Annotated in this window: 13 protein-coding genes; 11 read left to right on the forward strand and 2 right to left on the reverse strand. The window is 49.0% G+C overall.

What is annotated here, in order from left to right:
- Nucleotides 1–29 precede the first annotated feature (29 nt).
- From glmU to MD588_RS05455, 6 genes are all read left to right on the forward strand, one after another.
- Nucleotides 30–1406, forward strand: a complete 1377-nt coding sequence (glmU, locus tag MD588_RS05430) for a bifunctional UDP-N-acetylglucosamine diphosphorylase/glucosamine-1-phosphate N-acetyltransferase GlmU (protein WP_265695925.1) — start codon at nucleotides 30–32, stop codon at nucleotides 1404–1406.
- Between the two features lie 134 nt (nucleotides 1407–1540).
- Nucleotides 1541–2887 carry a phosphoglucosamine mutase gene (gene glmM / locus MD588_RS05435; protein WP_407676544.1) on the forward strand — a complete coding sequence of 449 codons (1347 nt, stop codon included), beginning with the start codon at nucleotides 1541–1543 and terminating at the stop codon, nucleotides 2885–2887.
- A 205-nt stretch (nucleotides 2888–3092) separates the two neighbouring features.
- On the forward strand, nucleotides 3093–3656 hold the full coding sequence (locus MD588_RS05440; protein WP_265695926.1) for a hypothetical protein: 564 nt from the start codon (nucleotides 3093–3095) through the stop codon (nucleotides 3654–3656).
- Between the two features lie 8 nt (nucleotides 3657–3664).
- On the forward strand, nucleotides 3665–6028 hold the full coding sequence (locus tag MD588_RS05445; protein WP_265695927.1) for a hypothetical protein: 2364 nt from the start codon (nucleotides 3665–3667) through the stop codon (nucleotides 6026–6028).
- A gap of 110 nt (nucleotides 6029–6138) precedes the next feature.
- Nucleotides 6139–9009: a tyrosine-type recombinase/integrase gene (locus tag MD588_RS05450; protein ID WP_265695928.1), complete on the forward strand. Its 2871-nt coding sequence runs from the start codon at nucleotides 6139–6141 to the stop codon at nucleotides 9007–9009.
- A gap of 77 nt (nucleotides 9010–9086) precedes the next feature.
- Nucleotides 9087–10241: a hypothetical protein gene (locus MD588_RS05455; RefSeq protein ID WP_265695929.1), complete on the forward strand. Its 1155-nt coding sequence runs from the start codon at nucleotides 9087–9089 to the stop codon at nucleotides 10239–10241.
- A 235-nt stretch (nucleotides 10242–10476) separates the two neighbouring features.
- Here the strand turns inward: MD588_RS05455 and MD588_RS05460 are convergent, their stop codons facing one another.
- Nucleotides 10477–11112 (reverse strand): RING finger protein, encoded by a 636-nt coding sequence (locus MD588_RS05460; protein ID WP_265695930.1) that lies wholly within the window; start codon nucleotides 11110–11112, stop codon nucleotides 10477–10479.
- Nucleotides 11109–12266, reverse strand: coding sequence for an Arm DNA-binding domain-containing protein (locus tag MD588_RS05465; protein ID WP_265695931.1), 1158 nt, complete (start codon nucleotides 12264–12266; stop codon nucleotides 11109–11111). Before MD588_RS05465 ends, MD588_RS05460 begins: the two co-directional genes overlap by 4 nt.
- A gap of 355 nt (nucleotides 12267–12621) precedes the next feature.
- On the opposite strand from MD588_RS05465, the gene galE reads away from it, so the two are divergent.
- The 5 genes from galE to MD588_RS05490 all read left to right on the forward strand — a co-directional run bounded on the left by galE (nucleotide 12622) and on the right by MD588_RS05490 (nucleotide 18740).
- Nucleotides 12622–13638: a UDP-glucose 4-epimerase GalE gene (galE, locus tag MD588_RS05470; RefSeq protein ID WP_265695932.1), complete on the forward strand. Its 1017-nt coding sequence runs from the start codon at nucleotides 12622–12624 to the stop codon at nucleotides 13636–13638.
- A gap of 900 nt (nucleotides 13639–14538) precedes the next feature.
- On the forward strand, nucleotides 14539–15630 hold the full coding sequence (locus MD588_RS05475) for a polysaccharide pyruvyl transferase family protein (RefSeq protein WP_265695933.1): 1092 nt from the start codon (nucleotides 14539–14541) through the stop codon (nucleotides 15628–15630).
- Entirely contained in the window at nucleotides 15630–16853 is a 1224-nt protein-coding gene (locus MD588_RS05480) for a lipopolysaccharide biosynthesis protein (RefSeq protein WP_265695934.1), read from the forward strand. Before MD588_RS05475 ends, MD588_RS05480 begins: the two co-directional genes overlap by 1 nt.
- Nucleotides 16829–17872 carry a nitroreductase family protein gene (locus tag MD588_RS05485; RefSeq protein WP_265695935.1) on the forward strand — a complete coding sequence of 348 codons (1044 nt, stop codon included), beginning with the start codon at nucleotides 16829–16831 and terminating at the stop codon, nucleotides 17870–17872. The genes MD588_RS05480 and MD588_RS05485 overlap by 25 nt, the downstream gene beginning before the upstream one ends.
- Nucleotides 17862–18740, forward strand: a complete 879-nt coding sequence (locus MD588_RS05490) for a glycosyltransferase family 2 protein (protein ID WP_265695936.1) — start codon at nucleotides 17862–17864, stop codon at nucleotides 18738–18740. Before MD588_RS05485 ends, MD588_RS05490 begins: the two co-directional genes overlap by 11 nt.
- Nucleotides 18741–18905 lie beyond the last annotated feature (165 nt).

Genomic DNA, 18905 nt, shown 5'->3' on the forward strand with positions numbered 1-18905 from the left:
TATATTTCATCTCAAACAGGTATTTTGTCATGAATTTTAGTACGGTCATTCTTGCGGCCGGAAAGGGTACGCGTATGTACTCGAATCTACCCAAAGTGCTACACACCATGGCGGGTAAGCCGATGGTGAAACATGTCATTGATACATGTCTATCACTAAGCTCTAACCATATTCATTTAGTGTATGGCCACGGTGGCGAACAAATGCAACAAGCACTTGCCAGTGAGTCCGTAAATTGGGTGCTACAGGCCGAACAGTTAGGGACGGGTCATGCTGTTGACCAGGCCGCAGCACATCTTGCCGATGACGAAAAAGTGTTGGTCACTTATGGTGATGTACCACTGATCAGTCAGAAGACCATTGAGAACCTGCTTGAAGCGCAGCCAACAGGTGGTATTGCCCTTTTAACGGTATTGCTCGAAGACCCAATAGGGTATGGGCGTATTATCCGCAAAAATGGCCCGGTTGTTGCGATTGTCGAGCAGAAGGATGCTTCTGAAGAACAAAAGTTGATCAATGAGGTTAATACTGGGGTGCTAGTGGCCAATGGTGGTGACCTGAAGCGTTGGCTCTCCCTGCTTAGTAATGATAATGCTCAAGGGGAGTATTATTTAACGGATATTATTGCAATAGCCCACAATGAAGGCCGTGCTATTGAAGCTGTCCATCCAATGAATACCATTGAAGTTGAAGGGGTTAACAACCGTGTTCAACTGGCCAGGCTGGAACGTGCCTATCAGCAAATGAAAGCTGAAAAGTTGTTGGAAAAAGGCATCATGCTGCGTGACCCTAGCCGTTTTGATTTGCGTGGTGAATTGCAGTGTGGTCAAGATGTTGAAATCGACATCAATGTCATTATCGAAGGCAAGGTAACACTGGGTAATAATGTCATAGTCGGCGCTGGTTCGGTGCTAAAGGACTGTGTGGTGGCTGATAATTCGCTGATCCGCCCTTACAGCGTGATTGATAATGCGATTGTTGGTGCTGACTGTACCGTCGGGCCGTTTAGTCGTTTGCGCCCGGGAACCGAGCTATTAGATAATGCCCATGTTGGCAACTTTGTTGAAACGAAAAACACCCGCTTAGGCAGTGGATCTAAAGCGAATCATCTCACTTATCTTGGTGATTCAGAAATCGGTAATCGCACAAACATCGGTGCAGGTACTATCACTTGTAATTACGATGGTGCCAATAAGTTTAAGACTACGATTGGTGATGATGTGTTTGTTGGCTCAGACACCCAGTTGATTGCGCCTGTAAATATTGCTCAAGGGGCGACCATTGGTGCCGGTGCAACTATTAATAAAGATGTGGGTGAAAATGAGCTGGTCATTACTCGCGTCAAACCTCGCGCAATTACCAATTGGCAAAGGCCACAAAAACAATTAAAAAAGAAGTTAGCCTAATTTGTAATGCAAAGAGTGAGAACGTTTGACTTTCACCGAGTATAAAACGGCTATGTAGGCTCTTCTCACCTGTGACTCCTGACTCTCTTTTAGTAACAGAATTCAACATTCCACATTCAATATAGATAATAACTATGACTAGAAAATACTTTGGCACTGATGGTGTACGTGGAAAGGTAGGTGACTACCCAATTACACCAGATTTTGCCCTAAAGCTTGGCTGGGCGGCGGGACGTGTATTGTCTCGCCTTGGAACAAAAAAAGTGATTATCGGTAAAGATACCCGTATTTCAGGCTACATGCTGGAATCGGCATTGGAAGCCGGTCTATCCGCGGCGGGGATCAATGCGGTCTTAACCGGACCTATCCCGACACCGGCGGTGGCTTACCTGACCAAAACATTCCGCGCAGAAGCGGGGATTGTGATCAGTGCGTCTCACAACCCGTACTACGATAACGGTATCAAGTTCTTCTCGGCATCCGGCGAAAAACTCCCTGATGAGGTTGAGTTGGCCATTGAGGCAGAGCTGGATAAAGACATTGAATGTGTTGAGTCACATTTGCTTGGTAAAGCCTCACGGATGGATGATGCGGCTGGTCGCTACATCGAGTTCTGTAAAGGAACATTCCCATCATCGTTGTCGCTGGCCGGCTTGAAGCTGGTGGTTGATAGTGCAAATGGTGCGGCCTACCATATTGCGCCCGCGGTCTTTAGTGAACTCGGTGCCGAGGTTGTCGCGATTGGTAATCAGCCCAATGGCGTGAATATCAATGACAAGTGCGGCGCGACCTCGATGGCGCTGCTGCAACAGACCGTTGTTGAAGAAAAAGCCGATTTGGGCATTGCACTGGATGGTGATAGTGACCGAATCATGATGGTGGACAGTCAGGGTAATGTTGCCGATGGCGATCAGCTCCTTTATGTGCTGGCTAAGCAAGCGTTGATTGACGGCCAGCTAAAAGGCGGTGTTGTCGGCACCTTGATGTCTAACATGGGACTGGAAGTTGCCTTGGGCAAACTGGGAATCCCTTTTGTCCGTGCTAATGTGGGTGACCGTTACGTAATGGAGCAATTGTTAGAACGCGATTGGCTGTTGGGCGGTGAAAACTCCGGTCATGTGATTTGTCGCAAACTGGTGACAACCGGTGATGCCATTGTGGCAGCCCTGCAAGTCTTAGCCGTTGTCCAGCGTAGCGGTCAAACGCTGGATGAGCTGGTGGGTGACATGCCAATGATGCCACAGATCCTGGTCAATGTTCGCTTTAGTGGCGATTCTAAACCACTTGAATCTGATTTGGTTAAGCGTGCGGTTGCCAATGCCGAAAAGGCGATGGAAGTGGGCACCGAAACGCCAAGAGGGCGTATCTTGCTGCGTAAATCAGGCACCGAGCCTCTTATCCGGGTGATGGCGGAAGCCGAATCTGCCGATCTGGCGGTCGAGTGGGCAAACCATATTGCTGAAGCGGTGAAAGCGGCTTAAAACAAGTTAAAATCAAAAAGCGGTGTCTTCTCTCGAAGGCACCGCTTTTTTCGTTTTCAGGGGCAAATTTTCATATTATTCATTTCGATTTCTTTGAGTGACAGGCAAGCTTTTGCGCGAAAAGTCACAGATTTCCGCATTCGCATTGCTACCGATTGAGTATTGGCGTATCTCTTAATCACGATATTGGGATTAAGGGGCAGCGATGGACAAATGGGTGATCAAAACACTGCCTGTTCGCAAACTGGTATTATCGCCGTCACCATTGCGTGATGAGGTGCAGGTTGCCCGTCTGATGTTTGCTTTCCGCTCCGCGCCCGATGTGTTCCTGTCACGTCTGCTTGAGGCTATCACGCCCGTCCCTGTGCTGACATTTCACCGTCATTATTATCCCGTCCGACACCTCGCGGAGTTAGCCGTCCTGGCCCTGTATTACCCTGAGCAAAGACTGCCAATCGTGGTGAAGGGAAGGGCAAAGAGCTTGGCACAAATCCAGCAGCAAAGTGCGTCGGCCCAATGGATTGACTTGCTTCATAGCCATCATTGCCTGGATTTAGGGGGACTTGAGGTGGAATGGCAACAGGCTTTCGGCTACCCACCGATTTTTGCCCAGAAGGACCTGTGTCGTTTACTGGGATGTGAGCGTACGACGTTGTATAAACATCACCAGAAGGTTAAATCACGCTGGCACGCTGGCGAAGAGGAGCTGGTGGCTTCACCGTCACCAGTTGATTTGACGGCTTTGATTGCCCATATTCCCGACGAATAAGGTGGCGTATGTATCCTAGCCTCCATGATGCTACCGAGTGTCGCGACCTTCCCCTTGACGGTATCTATACCGATACCCCTGAGAGTGCCTTGCTGTGGTCGCTGTTTCGACTTCCCCCGGACTGTCCGTATGCCTCGCACGCGATCGTACTCTATCAGCAGTTTCATCATTGCTGCTGTGCCTTTGAACCCGAGGCCAATACCTATTACCGATGCCAGCGTGAGCGGTTGGCTTTGCAGCTTGAGACGCTGCTCCCCCTTGAAACCGCCACGTCTTCGCCGCTTCCCCAACACCGTCGCCAGCTTCATGCCTACCTGACACATTACCCGCTATTTTGTAGCCTGCTGCTTATGGGGAATGAAGAGCAAAAGAAGCAGAACGGTTGGTTGTGGTTACTGGTGCGGGTGTACCATGCGATGGGGCCTGATGTGTACGAGGCCTATCTGGCGTTTGACCGGCTGCGCGCCGCGTACCCAGCGGATGTTCCTTTTATTGAGCTGGGGATGCTGACGCAAGGTAGCCAGCATGCCTTGGCCCAAGCGCTCACTGAGCATCCCTATCTTGCGCCGTTAGCACCGTATGTAAAACGCCGCCATTCACATGCCCGACGACGTCCCCTGTACCAGGCGGCCAATGTCCATACCACCACGCGGGTGGAGAATGCCGTGCTGACGGCGACGGTCAAGACCACCAGTGATCAGGACGGTAATGCGGGCGAAAGCTGGTTGACGCTGAGCGCCAATCAGCCGCTGAGTGATCAGGCTGCCAAACGACAGTTTGCCCAGCAAAGTAGCGGCATGGCGCGGGCGATCGGCCGGGCGAATAAAGCGCTGCCCGCCAGTCAGGCCGTCTTGACTCCTGGCGAGTGTCGGGTCTTTCTTACCTTGGCGTGCCCACCACTATTGGATGGGGAGTGGTTAGCCATCGCCAAAACGGAGCGCAAGTATTGGCTGTTGTTCTGGCTTGCCCTGTTGGGTCACCCCTGTCGTGAAATCCCGCTGCATAACCGTCGCAGCAAATCGCAGAGTGAGCCGCCGACACTGTCGCTCCATTATGAATTTGATACACGCGAAGGGTGCAATGTGGTCTTGCAGTTGCCCGCGGATCTCGTTAAGGGCACGCGGCCTGCTGCTGGCGATAAGCGGTATTATACCCAGAGGCCGAGCTGGTCTCTCTCGCTGCCCTGGCCACTGCAAAGTGTGTTTAACCTCGTATTACGCGATCTGCCTAGCTCCCAGCGTCATGGTCTTCCCTTGGCCGAGGCGTTGTCGATTTCACCAACGCAATACCGTCAGTGGCTTAAGGCTCACATCAAGGCCGTACAGCCGCAGGTACCTTTCCACCTTAGTCCTACCGGTTTGCATCAGACGTTTCTCCACTTTGCGCGCGAGCAGGTGCCGGATACGGCGCTGGCCCTACTGACCGGCAAAGCCTGTGTTCAGTCACATTACGTCAATCAAGAAGCCGCCGCTGCCAGCCATCAGGTGCGGCGCTGTTGGCAGGCCTTTTTGGCTGAGCTGGGCGCGACGGAGGCACTGAATTCGAGCAGTGAAACGCACGTCAGCGTGACGTGGGGGATGCCGAGTTACCATGATCAGGTGGGATCGGCGTTGACGTTGCGCCAGGAGCTCTTAGCCCCGATCTTCTCTGCCATCTTGCAACCGCTGCAGCAACGTCCTTCACCTCATGCGTTAATCGACTCTCGACAGCGGCAGGTGTGGAGTGAACGTGTGGCGCTCTATCTTCATCTGCGTGCTGCCATGACCCTGGCGCTCAGACCTGTGAATCAGCCCTATCCGACGTTGGATCATATTGCGTTCAAGGCCGGGCTGCTGACCGTGCAGGACAAGCGGAGCCACCACCATGATGAGCGCCGGGTATTGGTGGCCGATCCGGTGTTGACGCGGTTGCTCGGGCTGTACCATAGCTGGCAGCAGCGCGCGTTGCCGCTTGAGCGGCTCCAGGAACCGGTTGGACTGAGTGTGTTTGATGGCCAGCAATGGCAGCCGCTCGAACGCAGTACGGTGCAACGACTGCTTGAAACGTATGTCGGGGATATGGTGCCCGGCGGTTTTCGCCACCTCAGTGCCTCCTTGTGGCTCGAGGCCAACCAGTCCCGACCCGAAGGTCATTTTGCACAAACTGACCTTAACCTGTTGATGAACCATTTTCTGCGCGGGCAAAGTCCGATTGGGCAGTACTCGCTGCTTTCGCTCACCCAGGCTGCCGCTCATCAGCAACAGCAATTGGCGCCCATGGTGGCAAAGTTTGCCGCCTATGATCGCCAGGCCGAAACGGCGCTGGCTTGGTTGTTGGGAACCTCGGTGACAGGGGATAGGCGGGGGGAGGAGGGCCGATGCGTGACTGGTTAGCCTATTTTGAATCGCGTTTGGCGCTCGAGCCTCGGAGGGTGCGTGAAGCGATCCCTGACGCCCTGGCATGGTTGACGCAACACGCCCCGAAAACCCTGGGCGCGGCGCCCTTGCCCGACAGTGCCCTGGCCCGAGTGGCGGGTAAGTTGTACCGCACGGCTACGACCCGGGATGCTCTGACCGCTTACCATCAGGTGCTGCTATTGCTGTGGGAGCAACAGGTGCTGAACAGTCCATCATTGCGTCAGCCTGAGGTATGGCGACCTTTGCCGCCGGATACGCCGACCGTGGCACAATATCACCTGCCCGTGGGGTGGGTGGAGCGATTAACCGCGGATTTATTGCGCCCGCCCGTGAGTAATGGATTTGTGGGCCATGACGCGCAGCAAGCGGATGCGGCGACGTGCGGGCGGTGGTTGTTAGTGGTAGCGTGGGAAAGCGGGGTGGAGTCGCTGGCGATCCTCAAGGCGATGTGCCAGGTACCGGTCTCAGAGTGGGTGGGATTTCAGTCTCCAGCCGCATTAAGCTTGTATTTACCCGATGAAGCGACCCGTATTTGGCTGGGGCCGGTTGGTAGTGCCCTGCTGAGCTATTTGTCTCCCCAGCCTATCTGGGCGACGCTCAAGCGCCACCCCGAGGCATGTATCACCGCTTGGCTGGAGCAGGTAACCCAATGCTACGTGGTCCCCTGGGAGGGGAAACAGTTAGCTGGCATTCGGATCAGCGAGCTGGTCAGGGATATCGGCTTGCTCGCACGCAGTATCGGTTTGCGTGGGATCTGGGCCAGTTACACACCGTTACCGGATCCGGTGATGATCCGCAGCTTTACCGGACATTGTTTACCGGTGTCCGCCCCGAAAAGCCATGGTCTGCCAATCATGCCCTTGCCTGCCACCGAGGGGAGGGCGACATTCCTTCAGGATGCGGAGCTGCATCGCCAACTGCGGGCATGCTTGTCAGAGTACCAGCGGGTCAATCCGCAAGATCGCCGCCAGCGACGGAGTTATCGACAGGCCCAGCAACAGCTTATGGCTTTGGCCCAACAGCCCATGTCACGAGCCAGCCTGCTGGCCGTCCGCTGGCTTGTTGCGTTGTTTACCCACGGTTCAGCATGGAAAGCGAAACTGGCCGCCAGTACCTTGCTGACTTACCATTCGAGCCTGACCCGCTTTATTAAAACGGCCTGGCCAGAGGAGGCGGTCTTTGCGCTACCGGCTGAGGCCTTTACGGCCTGCTGCCAGTCAGGGCTAGCCTCGTTTGAACAGGCCGAATCGCAGTATACCGTGCTGCGCTTTTTGCAGTTTTGCCAGCGCCATCCGGGTATGCCCACGCTGGATTTGGAAGAGTTGACGGTGTTGAGTGCGCAGGGGAGGGTGCGGGCCAATTATCTGGCACCGGCCGATTTTGACGAGGTGTGCCTGCGCTTTGCGCGGGGAAAAGGCCGCTTCGAGCAACAGATTGTCCTGTTTATGCAGCTGTGTTATTACGCGGGCCTGCGTGAAGATGAAGCACTGTCGCTGCAGTGTCAGGCGATCAGTTTTGATACCGGAATACTCTATATTACACCCGACAAGCGCCGCAAGACACCGCATGCGGTGCGTAAGATTCCGCTGGCGCTGTTGCCGCCCTCAGTGGTCAAAGCGTTGAGCGCCCAGTGCGATGCGCAATGGATCCGGCATGCCGCCAAACCGGCCCCGTTGTTTGATGACTGGCACTATGCCAGCCTTGAAACGCAGTTTATCAACTTTCTCCGCGAGGCGATGAATGATACGACACTGGTGACCCATAGCCTGCGTCACAGCTGCGCCAACAACTGGACCGTAATGCTGAGTATGCTGGCCTTTGATTATCACCCGGTATCCCGGCCGTATTTTCTCCGGCATGCCCTGTTTGAATCCGCCCAGCTAGGCGGGATACGGGCGATGTTGGCGGCACTGGGCTCGCCGGTTTCGTTGTATTTCCCGGTCCTGGAGTGGGTCAGCGAGCGGTTAGGGCATGCCGGGCCGGCGACGACCCTGACGATTTACCTGCACTTGCTCGACTGGCTGGTGCTGCAGTTGAGTGCCACGCCATGCCGACTGGTCAAACGCGATGTGCGACAATGGATAGCGAGTTCCAATTATTCATTTGAGCTGCAAAAACAAGTCTTTGTAAACCTGCCAACCCGTGAGGTTGATGCGTGTCGAACCGCGGGCTCCGAGCCCCGTTTCACTGAGCCTCATTATATCGAGGATAATCGTAGGGCTCTCCCACAAAGTGATAACAAAGTCGGGGAGATTGTTCCGGACGCCTTGCTGAGTATCGCGGTGAAACGGCTGGTGGGATGCCGACGATTTACCGTTATCGATAAGCCGCCTGTTCCGGTCGCGAAGAATACCGTCTTGTCCTTTAGTCTATTTGCTCTTGAAGTTCGCAATGCCTGCCAAGGCTCGGCCGATCGTGATTTGTTGCCGTGTTTTCTGGCTTGGTTGCAACAGTATGAGAAAGCGTTGCCCTTGTTGACGGTAACGGCCCGTCATCAGCCGGCTTGGCTGCGGTTGTGCCAATCCCTTGAAGGCGCCTGGCCCTTTAGGACTCGCTTGGCATTGCGCGGATTATCGACGTTGTACCATTGTTACCGTCGAGGAGAGCCCATTACGGCGATTCGGAACCTGAACCGCGTGTTGTATGGCTATCGGCTGTTGGGGTTGCAGGGGCTGACCATGGCCATCAGCGGTCACGATAGGCAGAGTGCAACGGCGCGTACGTGGCGGCGGGTGATTGAACGCCACGGTTACCAGGTAGAGTGGATATCGAGCGAGAGAAAACGTGTCAGTGCTGCCGTGAAACCGTATCGTTTTGCCTGGCCGTTGTGGAGCGCGATGCCGGCGATTTTGGATCTGGTGATGGCGTATGAGGACTACTGTCGCTCATTGCCTCAGATTTCCCCGTCATTAAAACCGGGGCTGTTGTTGCCGAGTGGGCAAAATGAGCATGATTAGGGGAAGAAATAATGGCAATCACACTGACGTTAGCCCCAGAGTGGGATGAGGGTTTACTGCATTTTCTGAGCCAAACGGTGACGGAACCTACTCATCCGTTTGTTATGCTGACGGTGGAACCAGGCAGTATGAAGTTGTCGGTGACTAGTAGCATGGGGGCTGAAACCGGGCTTCAGTTATGTTATTACTGGCCGTTACTGGACAACCCCGCCACCCAGGTCATGCGTTATAAAATCAAAGCCTTGGGACTAACCAAGATCCTCAAGCAGTTGCAGCATGAACGGCCAGTCGCGATGACGATTTCGGGTGGGAAAATCTATCTTCAGTCAACCGAGTTTGCTGATTTGTTGGGTGATTATTCAGCGGGGAAGGACGGTGCGAAATACTGGTTAGAGGTTGTTGCTGATGAGTATAGTCGGAATTTTGAGATGCTCTGTATCAATAAAGCCCTCTCGGTCAAACTCGTGGCGGCGGATCTGGGACGTCATTTGAAAATCGTCGAGAAGTATATCGATCTCAGTCCGCAGAATTATAAACAAGATCTAACCCTTCAGTTGTATTTTACCCCCGGACAAGTGTCGATTCAGGGACAGGTGTTGGCGGATTTCGTGGCCATCACCCAACCCTGGTGTTCGGTCCGATCGCAGCCGGAACCGTTTATCTCGTCGACAATAGCATTGGCTTGTAAGCTCGCCGTTAAAGTGGTGTCGCTATTGACGCGCTGTGCGGGTGAGGTCGCTGTGACGCTGTTGGGCAATGGCTTATTGATTGAACGTCCTGGCTGGGCACTATGGATTAAGTTGGCGACAGTGACGAGGGACGGTCAAACCCTCGAAAAGCAGCTTGAAGCAGGCTTTGTTGATACCGGATGTGAACTGCAGACATCCATATTGCTCAACCGGCTACCGCGAATAGCCATTGCTGATCATGTGGAAAAAGAGGAGCTGCATCTGATGACGCATAATAAGACACATCCCAATCTGCACGATGAGTTTATGCTCAAAATGAATCAGGATCATGTCGGGGCGGCCCTGACCATTCAAACGATTCATCCCCTAGCCCCAGAACTGGATATTTGCTGCAATCTTGGAAGTCTGCAGCTTGTACTGAACACCTTGCCGATGAAGTCACGCTGGATATTTCTCTCTCCCCAGCAAGCTTTGTTATTTTGTGATGAAGCGAAAACGATACGTTTTGTGATGGCATGTCGGCCGCCGAGGGTCAATTTTTGACGTAACGTATTGACCTCGATGTGATTGCATATGACAGGGGGACTCTGCCAATCCCTGGGGTATAGTGGCTCAGTCATCCTCGCTATCGTGGCTCAATGTCCGGATAGTTTGTTTTCGGTGATGATGAGTTTTGTTGTTTGTTTTTGTCTGATTATCGTGAACCAAACACCGTGTGCCCTTTTTTGAACGCTAGGCAGGCCCCTTTGAGGTGCCTGCCTATACGGGGCGTGAAGTTTTACAGACTATCGACCATTGTCTGCAGGATAAAGTGAGGACTCAACTGCCGCCACTCCTGGGCGTATTCCCGTTGATTGATGTCTTGCTGTGTTTCGCTGAGCAATAACCGTCCTTTCGCTTGGTGGTCAAGCGCCATCACGCCATCACGGCTGATATAGATCTCGTCCCACATCCCCGATTCAATCAGTACCTGCACGGCCATAAATGAGACCGTGCGATTGAGGTGTTGTTGCCATCGCTCCTCAATGGAGGTGGGCGAGTGGTTGAGAAGATGATCCGATACATCCAGGTAGTACACCAGCAAGGGCAGCTCGGGGCAGGTAGAAAGAAGCGATGTCCCTAAAATCGGCTCCCAACAGGGACGGGTAAAGCGCCACTGGCGGACAGCGTTGAGTAGTGGATAGCGGTGTGTCGACTGCGACAGCACTGAAAATCGCTGCTGGGCATAGAGACTCAGTTCGCATTGCAACCGGGGAGAGGGGAGGGAACCGAGAGGCTCCCCACTGGCTTTGAGGCGGTGGAGCAGTTCACCAGACTGGGCACCGAGTGCGACAAGGTGCACCAATGAAGCGGGATCCCCGTTGTCAGCCTGCAGGTGATGGCTCAAGGCGCGCAGGCTAATAAAATCCGTCATGCGTTCCCCTCCCTCATCATCGCTTCAAAGGCACTGCCGTCCTGGCGGGCGGCGTTGATGACGTACGGTGCGTACACTTCATACAGCATCCGGGTACTGCTGTGACCGAGCAGGCGTGAGACATAGAGCGGATTTTCATGCGCCGCGAGATGGAGCACGGCAGCGGTATGGCGGGTCTCATAGGGACGTCGCTTGGCTAGCTTTGCATTTTTGAGCGTCGGATACCACAGGTGCTTGTTCACGTAACGGGTATCGAGCGGACAGCCTTTGGGATGGGTAAAGACAAACTCACTGCGCGAATTCTCGACCGCACGGCGCAGTGCCGCTTCAACGGTGGGCGTCATGACGATTTCACGGTTGGATTTGGGGGTTTTGACATCGGTCAGGTCACCGTTCACCCAGTTGCGACGGACACGGATGAGGCCATGGGTAAAATCGACACAGTCCTTCATCAGACCATGGACTTCGCAGCTGCGCATGCCGGTATGGAAGCGGACCAAATAATAGTCGCGCCATTGCGGTTCGACCGTGGCAAGAAAGCGGGCCACCTCTTCTTGGGTCATCGGGTTGGGATCGCTGGGCTCTTCGCGTAGCGGCTTGAGACGCGCCAGCGGGTAGGGGAAATCATATTCGTCGGCCGCCATATGTAAGATGCTGATCAGCGGCACCAGAATGATGTTAACCCGTTTATTGCTCAGTTTGCGCTTGCCACTGTCTTTTGTCAGGTTGCACAGGTCACTGCGCAGGGTCTGGACGTCCTTGAGGGTGATTGTATCGATGATTTTGTTGCCGAAGGCCGGTAACAGGTAGTTGTTCATGATACTGACCACATTGATGCGATAGCTGTTTTTCCATTGGTGGGACTGGCGGGCCAGCCAGTCTTTGCTGAACGTATCAAAGTACGGGGTGGTGAGGGCGGGATTCTTGGCCCGTTTCAGCAGCTCGAACTTCTCGACCTTCTTGCTGTCGGGAAAGAACTCTTTGTAGTCAAAGGTGCCCAGCGCCAGCTCGGCATTAAGGCGCTTGAGGACGGCCTTGGTTTTCTTGAGGTTGGTCGGGGTTGCGGGCAGGCCGGAGGTTTCGCGGAACCGGACGCCATAGACACACACGTCATACTGGATCACCCCGTTGGGGCGGATACGCAATTTCGCCATCGGATATCTCCATAGAATAGGTTTTACCGACAGGCTCACGTATACTGTTCCCGTCGGCTGGGAGTTGCTTCTAAGGGCGAGGACAGCCGATACGGGCCAGGGTGGTTGCCGCCACCCTGGCCCAGCTGTATTATGCATCAAGCTTTCTATTGCTTGGCCTATTTACCATAGTAAAGTGCTGTGTATTTATCCAGTTTTTTTGTGGTGGTGTTTTTGGCGTGCTTGTCTTGTTCGGTGCTTAACTATTCTGCGTTAAGCACGAGTTTCAGCCATGGCCGTAGAGTGGGTAGCGGATGCGGGCAGGTAAAACGACCTGCCAAGAGTTAGTCTTAGTTTGTAATCTTTGGGGAGAAACATGAAGGTACTTGTCACTGGCGGAATGGGTTATATCGGTAGCCATACCTGCGTTCAAATGATTGAAGCCGGTATGACACCGATTATTATTGATAACCTGTATAACAGTAAGGAAACTGTGCTCGATCGCATTGAAAAGCTGACGGATGTGCGGCCTGTCTTCTACAAAGGTGATATTCGAGACCGTGCATTCCTCGATCAGGTGTTTGCAGAGCAGAGCATTGATTCGGTGATCCACTTTGCCGGGCTGAAAGCGGTCGGCGAATCGGTCGAGCAACCGCTGAAGTATTACGATAACAACGTTCATGGTACGTTAGTCTTGGTGGAAGCGATGCGTGCGGCCGAGGTAAACAGCCTTATTTTCAGCTCGTCGGCAACCGTCTACGGCGATCCGGCGTCTGTGCCTATTCGTGAAGATTTTCCAACCAGTGCAACGAACCCGTATGGGCGTAGCAAGCTGATGGTGGAAGAGTGTCTGACGGACATTCAGAAAGCTCACCCTGAGATGAGTATTACGATCCTGCGTTACTTTAATCCGGTTGGCTCGCACAAATCCGGTGAGCTGGGCGAAGATCCGCAAGGGATCCCCAATAACCTGATGCCGTTCATTTCTCAGGTGGCGGTGGGTCGTCGTGAGTTCCTGTCGGTATTTGGTAATGACTATCCGACCGTGGATGGGACAGGTGTTCGTGATTATATTCATGTGGTTGACTTGGCGGATGGCCACCTTGCGGCGCTGAATCATAAAGGCAAAACCGCGGGTCTGCATATCTATAACCTGGGAACGGGGAATGGCTATAGCGTCTTACAGATGGTAGAAGCGTTTTCCAAGTCATCGGGCGTTAATGTTGAGTACAAAATTGCCCCACGCCGTGCTGGGGATATTGCAGAGTGCTGGGCCGATCCGGCCAAGGCAAAGTCTGAGCTGCAGTGGGAAGCAACACATACCCTTGCCGATATGACGACAGATACCTGGCGCTGGCAGTCACAAAATCCAACTGGCTACCCGTCGAAATAAACTGGCGATGAAAACAGAAGCGATGTTGTTGGGCATAGCAAAGAAACGTTGCATGAGCCAACCGTCGCTTCTGAAAAAGCATCTATAGTCATTCTTGTGTCGCTCAAATTGACGCGCTGTGAAGCCTTCAAATTCTGTCAAGTTGCCAATTTTATTGGGCAGTAATGTTGACAAAATGCAACATCAAAACTCAGCTTAGTTTTGTCCTACCTTAAAACCCGCTTTGTCTCAATGAGCAGTGAAATTGGCTCATTGGAATTGTTGTTCCTCATTACCTCTTGTCTTTCAATTGCTTACGGTGGGTCTTGCCAGTGGTTAATAGCCCAGGCTGTTGGTTTATTTCTGTAAGAATCAGCTTAGGCGGTTGAACTAAAATGATAGGAAAAATGAAAAAAGGAGGATGCAAAAGGGGGGGGGGAACAGTTATGACATCAACGATATTGGCCCTTCATAAAGCGTAACTCTCCATTAATCGTCGGACTTTTCAAAGCTGTTATTTATACAAGAAATAATGCTACTAAATTGATATGTGTACTTATGCATTAAAGGTGGTGCTATCAGAAAAGTTCAAAGTGATTTAGTCAACAAAGCCAGATAAAAGTGTTAAAATTCGCTAATATAATTTTTGTTGAGCGGAGTCTTAATGAAAATAGATGAAATTCAACCACTTAAATGATGTACGCTTTGAGGGGGCGGTTAACCTCAGGGCGGTAGCGTGCTTTAATGCAATGCTGAAATTGTTCATTTATTGCACCAATAGTGTAGTTTGATGAAAAGTTGAACTGGGTGTTGATTGTTTCAATAGCTATAAATTGGCGGATGTAGTCGCCACAGTTTTGAAGTAGGTTTGTGGTCGGTTTTTTTGCTTATCCACCGGACTGGGATTAAATTGGATTATATATGTTAGTTGCTGAAGTTAAAGGTATCGGGTTTCCTAATAAAGGTGCAGAGTTGTTGCTTAATGCATCAATGGCCCGGTTGCGTGATAAAAATTACAAAGTATGTACGGAACCATATAGTTCCTATGACTACAAAGTTGCATATCCGCTCTATTCAAAAATGAGGATTGGCTACCGCGGCTTTAACTGCTTAGCACCGTTTAACTTACTTCCAAATTATGTTCGTTCCCGACTTGGCTTTATCAAACCTAGTGAAGTGAATTTGATCTTGGATGCTTCAGGTTACGCATATGGTGATCCATGGACGGTTTCTCTAGCAAAGAACCGCCTTCTACAAGACTCATCAGCTTGTAGTAAAGTTATCTTACCTCAAAGCCTTGGCCCGTTCACGACGAGTGAAGCACAGTGGGTTGCTAAAGAGATCGCAAAAAAATGTGAATTAATTTACGCCCGTGAGAAAACTGGTGCTAAGTATTTTGAAGAAGCAACAGGCAAAAAAATAAAGGTAGTGCCTGATATTACTTTCTGTCTAAAAGCGCCAAAAATCGAAGAAGAAAGAGATGTAATTATTATTCCTAACTTCCAGGTAGAGAAAAGGGAAGGGGATAGCTATGTTGATGTGCTCACCAAATTATGTGAGAAACTGCATTTGGCAGGTCGTAGCATTACAATTTTGAATCATGAAGGTATCAAAGATAAAAAGATATCTGAAAAAATTATTCGTGCATTAGAAGCTAACAATATTAATGTTGAGTATATCGAGCCTCAGACTGGCCTTGATGCGAAATCTATTATCGCGAATGCTAAATTTGTTGTAACTTCTCGTTACCATGGTTTGATAAGTTCACTTTCATCACAGGTTCCATGTATTGCGGTTGGCTGGTCATTTAAATATGATGAAGCAATGGCTTTATTTGATTTGAATGCTCCGAGTAAGTTTGATAAAGCTGATGATATTTTTGATTTTGTTACTTCAGAAGACTACACGAGTATTTTCTCATCAGAAGCATATGCAAATAAACTTAAAATGGTACAAGAAGATGTCAATGCTATGTGGAAAGAGGTCTTTGAATTAGCAAGCGATAAAAATTAATGATCAGATCATTACTAAATTCTGTCGTATTTAGTAAGATTGTAACAGCAGCATCACAGTTCTTAATTGTGATGCTTGTTCAATTTTACTTGCCTAAAGAAGAAACTAACTATATCTATCAGTTGCTTTCTTGGTCGGCAATTATCGTAGCCATGATATCATTTGGAGCAAATGCCGCATTATCAAAGTTCCTTCGGGATCATAATGGTGACCGGTCATTGAGATTTGCGGTTTTTTTACTGATTAAGAAAGTCGTTCTTATTAATATAATCTGTTTTATAGGTTATCGATTAAACATTTTTACTGAACTCGATTTTGAACAGTTAATGTTTATCTCACTATGCGCATCTTTGAATTTCGTTGATTATATTTCTGAGTCTGATGGATACAAAACTGTAAGATTTATTTCAATCCTAAAGATTTCCGTTTATATTCCAGCATTTGTAATCAAGTGGTATTTACTATCTATTGATAGCCATTATTTTTATTACTCTTTGTATATAGAGTGGCTAGTCGTATTCCTGGTAATGCTCTTTAATCCACAATCTTCATTACATTGGAAAGGTAAGTGGCTGTGTAATTATGAAGATGTTAAGGTGTTGTGGTCATTTTTGACTACAAGCTCCTGGGTATGGTTATCAGGTATTATCCAATTATCGTGGACTAGGGGAAGCTTTATTATCCTTAGCTCACAGATTGGGTTAGCAAGTGCTAATACTTACTTTATTTTTATTAGAGTTATTGAAGCCTTTTCATTTGTACCTAATGCTATATCAATGCGGTACTTTTCTAAAGTTCTTGCCTGTGAAAAGTCCAAAGTTGAACGTTTGAAGAAGCAATATATTAACGATATGGTGAAAATTTCATCATTAATATCTTTCGCAGTCTTGATTCTTACATGGGCATATGTAGGCATATATCTTAAATTAAGTACTGATTATACTCTTTACTTAATATCTATGCTGTCATCATTTTTCTTTATGCTAAGAATTTCATTGAGTCGTGAGATTGTGCTAAACGGAAAACTGCATTGGTCGCTAATTAGCTATTTAAGTGCATTTTTATTTGCATATTTAGCCTATGTTCTAATTTCGCCTGAAGGAATTATTGGGGCATTGGTTTGTTATCTAATCTATGTGCTTACATCATTTTTCTCACCAGTCATTTGTGGTTGGAATACATTTAAAGAGTATAGAAAGTGTCTAAATTTAAGATTAAATTAATGAATGCAATACGATTTGTTAGGCTACAAATGGTATTGCTATGTTCGAAAAATCGATTTTTGAGCCGATTGTTCTTCTTGTTTGAACCAAGCTTCGATCGTGAGTACGAATATACGTTAAAGGGGCGCTACGAGGCACTGACCTCTAGATATCAAAATGACTACTCGAATGCGAATTTGAGACGCTGTGTTCACCGTATTGAGAAAGGACTTTTCCATAAATATAGAAAAGATCAATTCGGAAAAGATTTGCTGACTGAATTATATCGCGAAGTGAAATCACTCGACAAGTTTCCTTTTGTTGATAAAAACGAAGTTGATTGGTCGATTAATACTTTAACTGAGTATAAATCGTTTTCTTATGATCAGAATAAAGTACAAGAATGTATTGATATCCTGACTGATTTGAAAACGAATGAGTTTGATATTGATAAATCTCGCCTAGAAATTGAAAAACAGAATCCGAAGTTTTCTGTATTATCAGAACTGTACCATGCGAGGAGTAGTGTACGATACTTTACTGAACAGAAAGTTGATTTATCTGAAGTTCAGGCAGCTGTTGATATTGCAAAGCTTGCTCCAACCGCATGTAACCGACAGCCTTTTAGTCTTCATTTTCTAGACACGAGAGAAGACATTGATTTTATCGGTGGTTTAGCTCCTGGCACTAAGGGCTTTCTAGAGAATATTCCAGCACTTGCTGTTGTAGTGGGTCATGCGAGCTCATTTAGGTTCACTCGTGATCGTCATTTAGTCTACACGGACTCAGCGTTGTTTCTTGGACACTTCTTGCCTGCCTTGAAATCGATTGGTTTATCTAGCTGTGTACTGAACTGGGTACCTGATTGGAACAATGATAGAAGTGGTGTTGAATATCTCGGATTAGATCTTAGCAAAACGATCATCTGTTTAGTGGCTATTGGCCACCAAGATATGGAGTGTAGCTCTCCGGTTTCGACGAAGAAAACATCTGGCGTTTTGTTACGTTATAAAGAGTCAGGTGAAACTAATGAAGTTTAGTGTAGTAATAGCTGCGTATAACGCATCAGATACAATTGCACGGACACTACAGTCGCTTCAGCTTCAATCATATAAAAACTTTGAAGTTCTTCTCGTGGATGATGCATCGAGAGATGCATCTGTAACGAAGGAGATTGCTGATGGCTTTTTTGCTGATGGCCTAGATGTTACGTTTATTCAGCATGAAACGAATAAAAATGGCGCAGCGGCAAGGAATACCGGAATTGAGGCTGCAACAGGTGAATATATCGCGTTTATTGATGCTGATGATGAGTGGGTGCCAAGCAAACTTGAAAAGTATAAAGACCATATAAATGAGTATGGTGGTGAATATTTACTTTACAGTCAAGTAACTGTATCTAACGAAGGTGGCGAGACATTCACTAGGCCTGAACGTGGTATTTCTGAGACTGAGCATGTAAGCGAATACTTGTTTCTGACTGGTGGCTTCATTCAAACCAGTGCGATCTGTGTCCCGAGTAAAGTGGCTAAGGAAATACAGTTTGATACTCGCTTTAAAAGACACCAAGATTATGACTTTTGCCTGAGGGTATTTAGTAAAGGGCTTCCGATAAAATATATTGCCGAGCCATTAACGATTTATCACATCGAAGGCGCTGTATATAAATCTAAACTGGAAGATTTCACTTACTGTTTCTGGTGGCTTAATGAAATGAAATCATTCATGTCTAAACACGGAGAAGCAGCCTATCAGTTTTATTTGATATCTGGTCGTTTATATTGTGCCAAGCTTTGGCCAAAGCTGTTTGTTAATGTCTTTACATCAGTATTCAAGCTAGGTCCAAGGGGGCTTTGGAAATCGAGGTTGAAACTAAAATTTATTTTGCGGAATCTTTTGAATGGATAAAATATCAGTAGATTTCGAAAGGACAAGAATTGTTTATATGGTTCTTGTTTGTGTTGTAGTTATTTTAGGCTTTACCGGTTTACTTTCATATGAAAAGTTAACAAATGTCTATTACCGGAATAATCTATTACCGGCTCAATCAATTTTTGAAATCTTACTGATAAG

Origin of the sequence: Photobacterium obscurum, from assembly GCF_026191635.1 — a bacterium.
In the GTDB taxonomy this organism is placed as follows: Bacteria; Pseudomonadota; Gammaproteobacteria; order Enterobacterales; family Vibrionaceae; genus Photobacterium; species Photobacterium obscurum.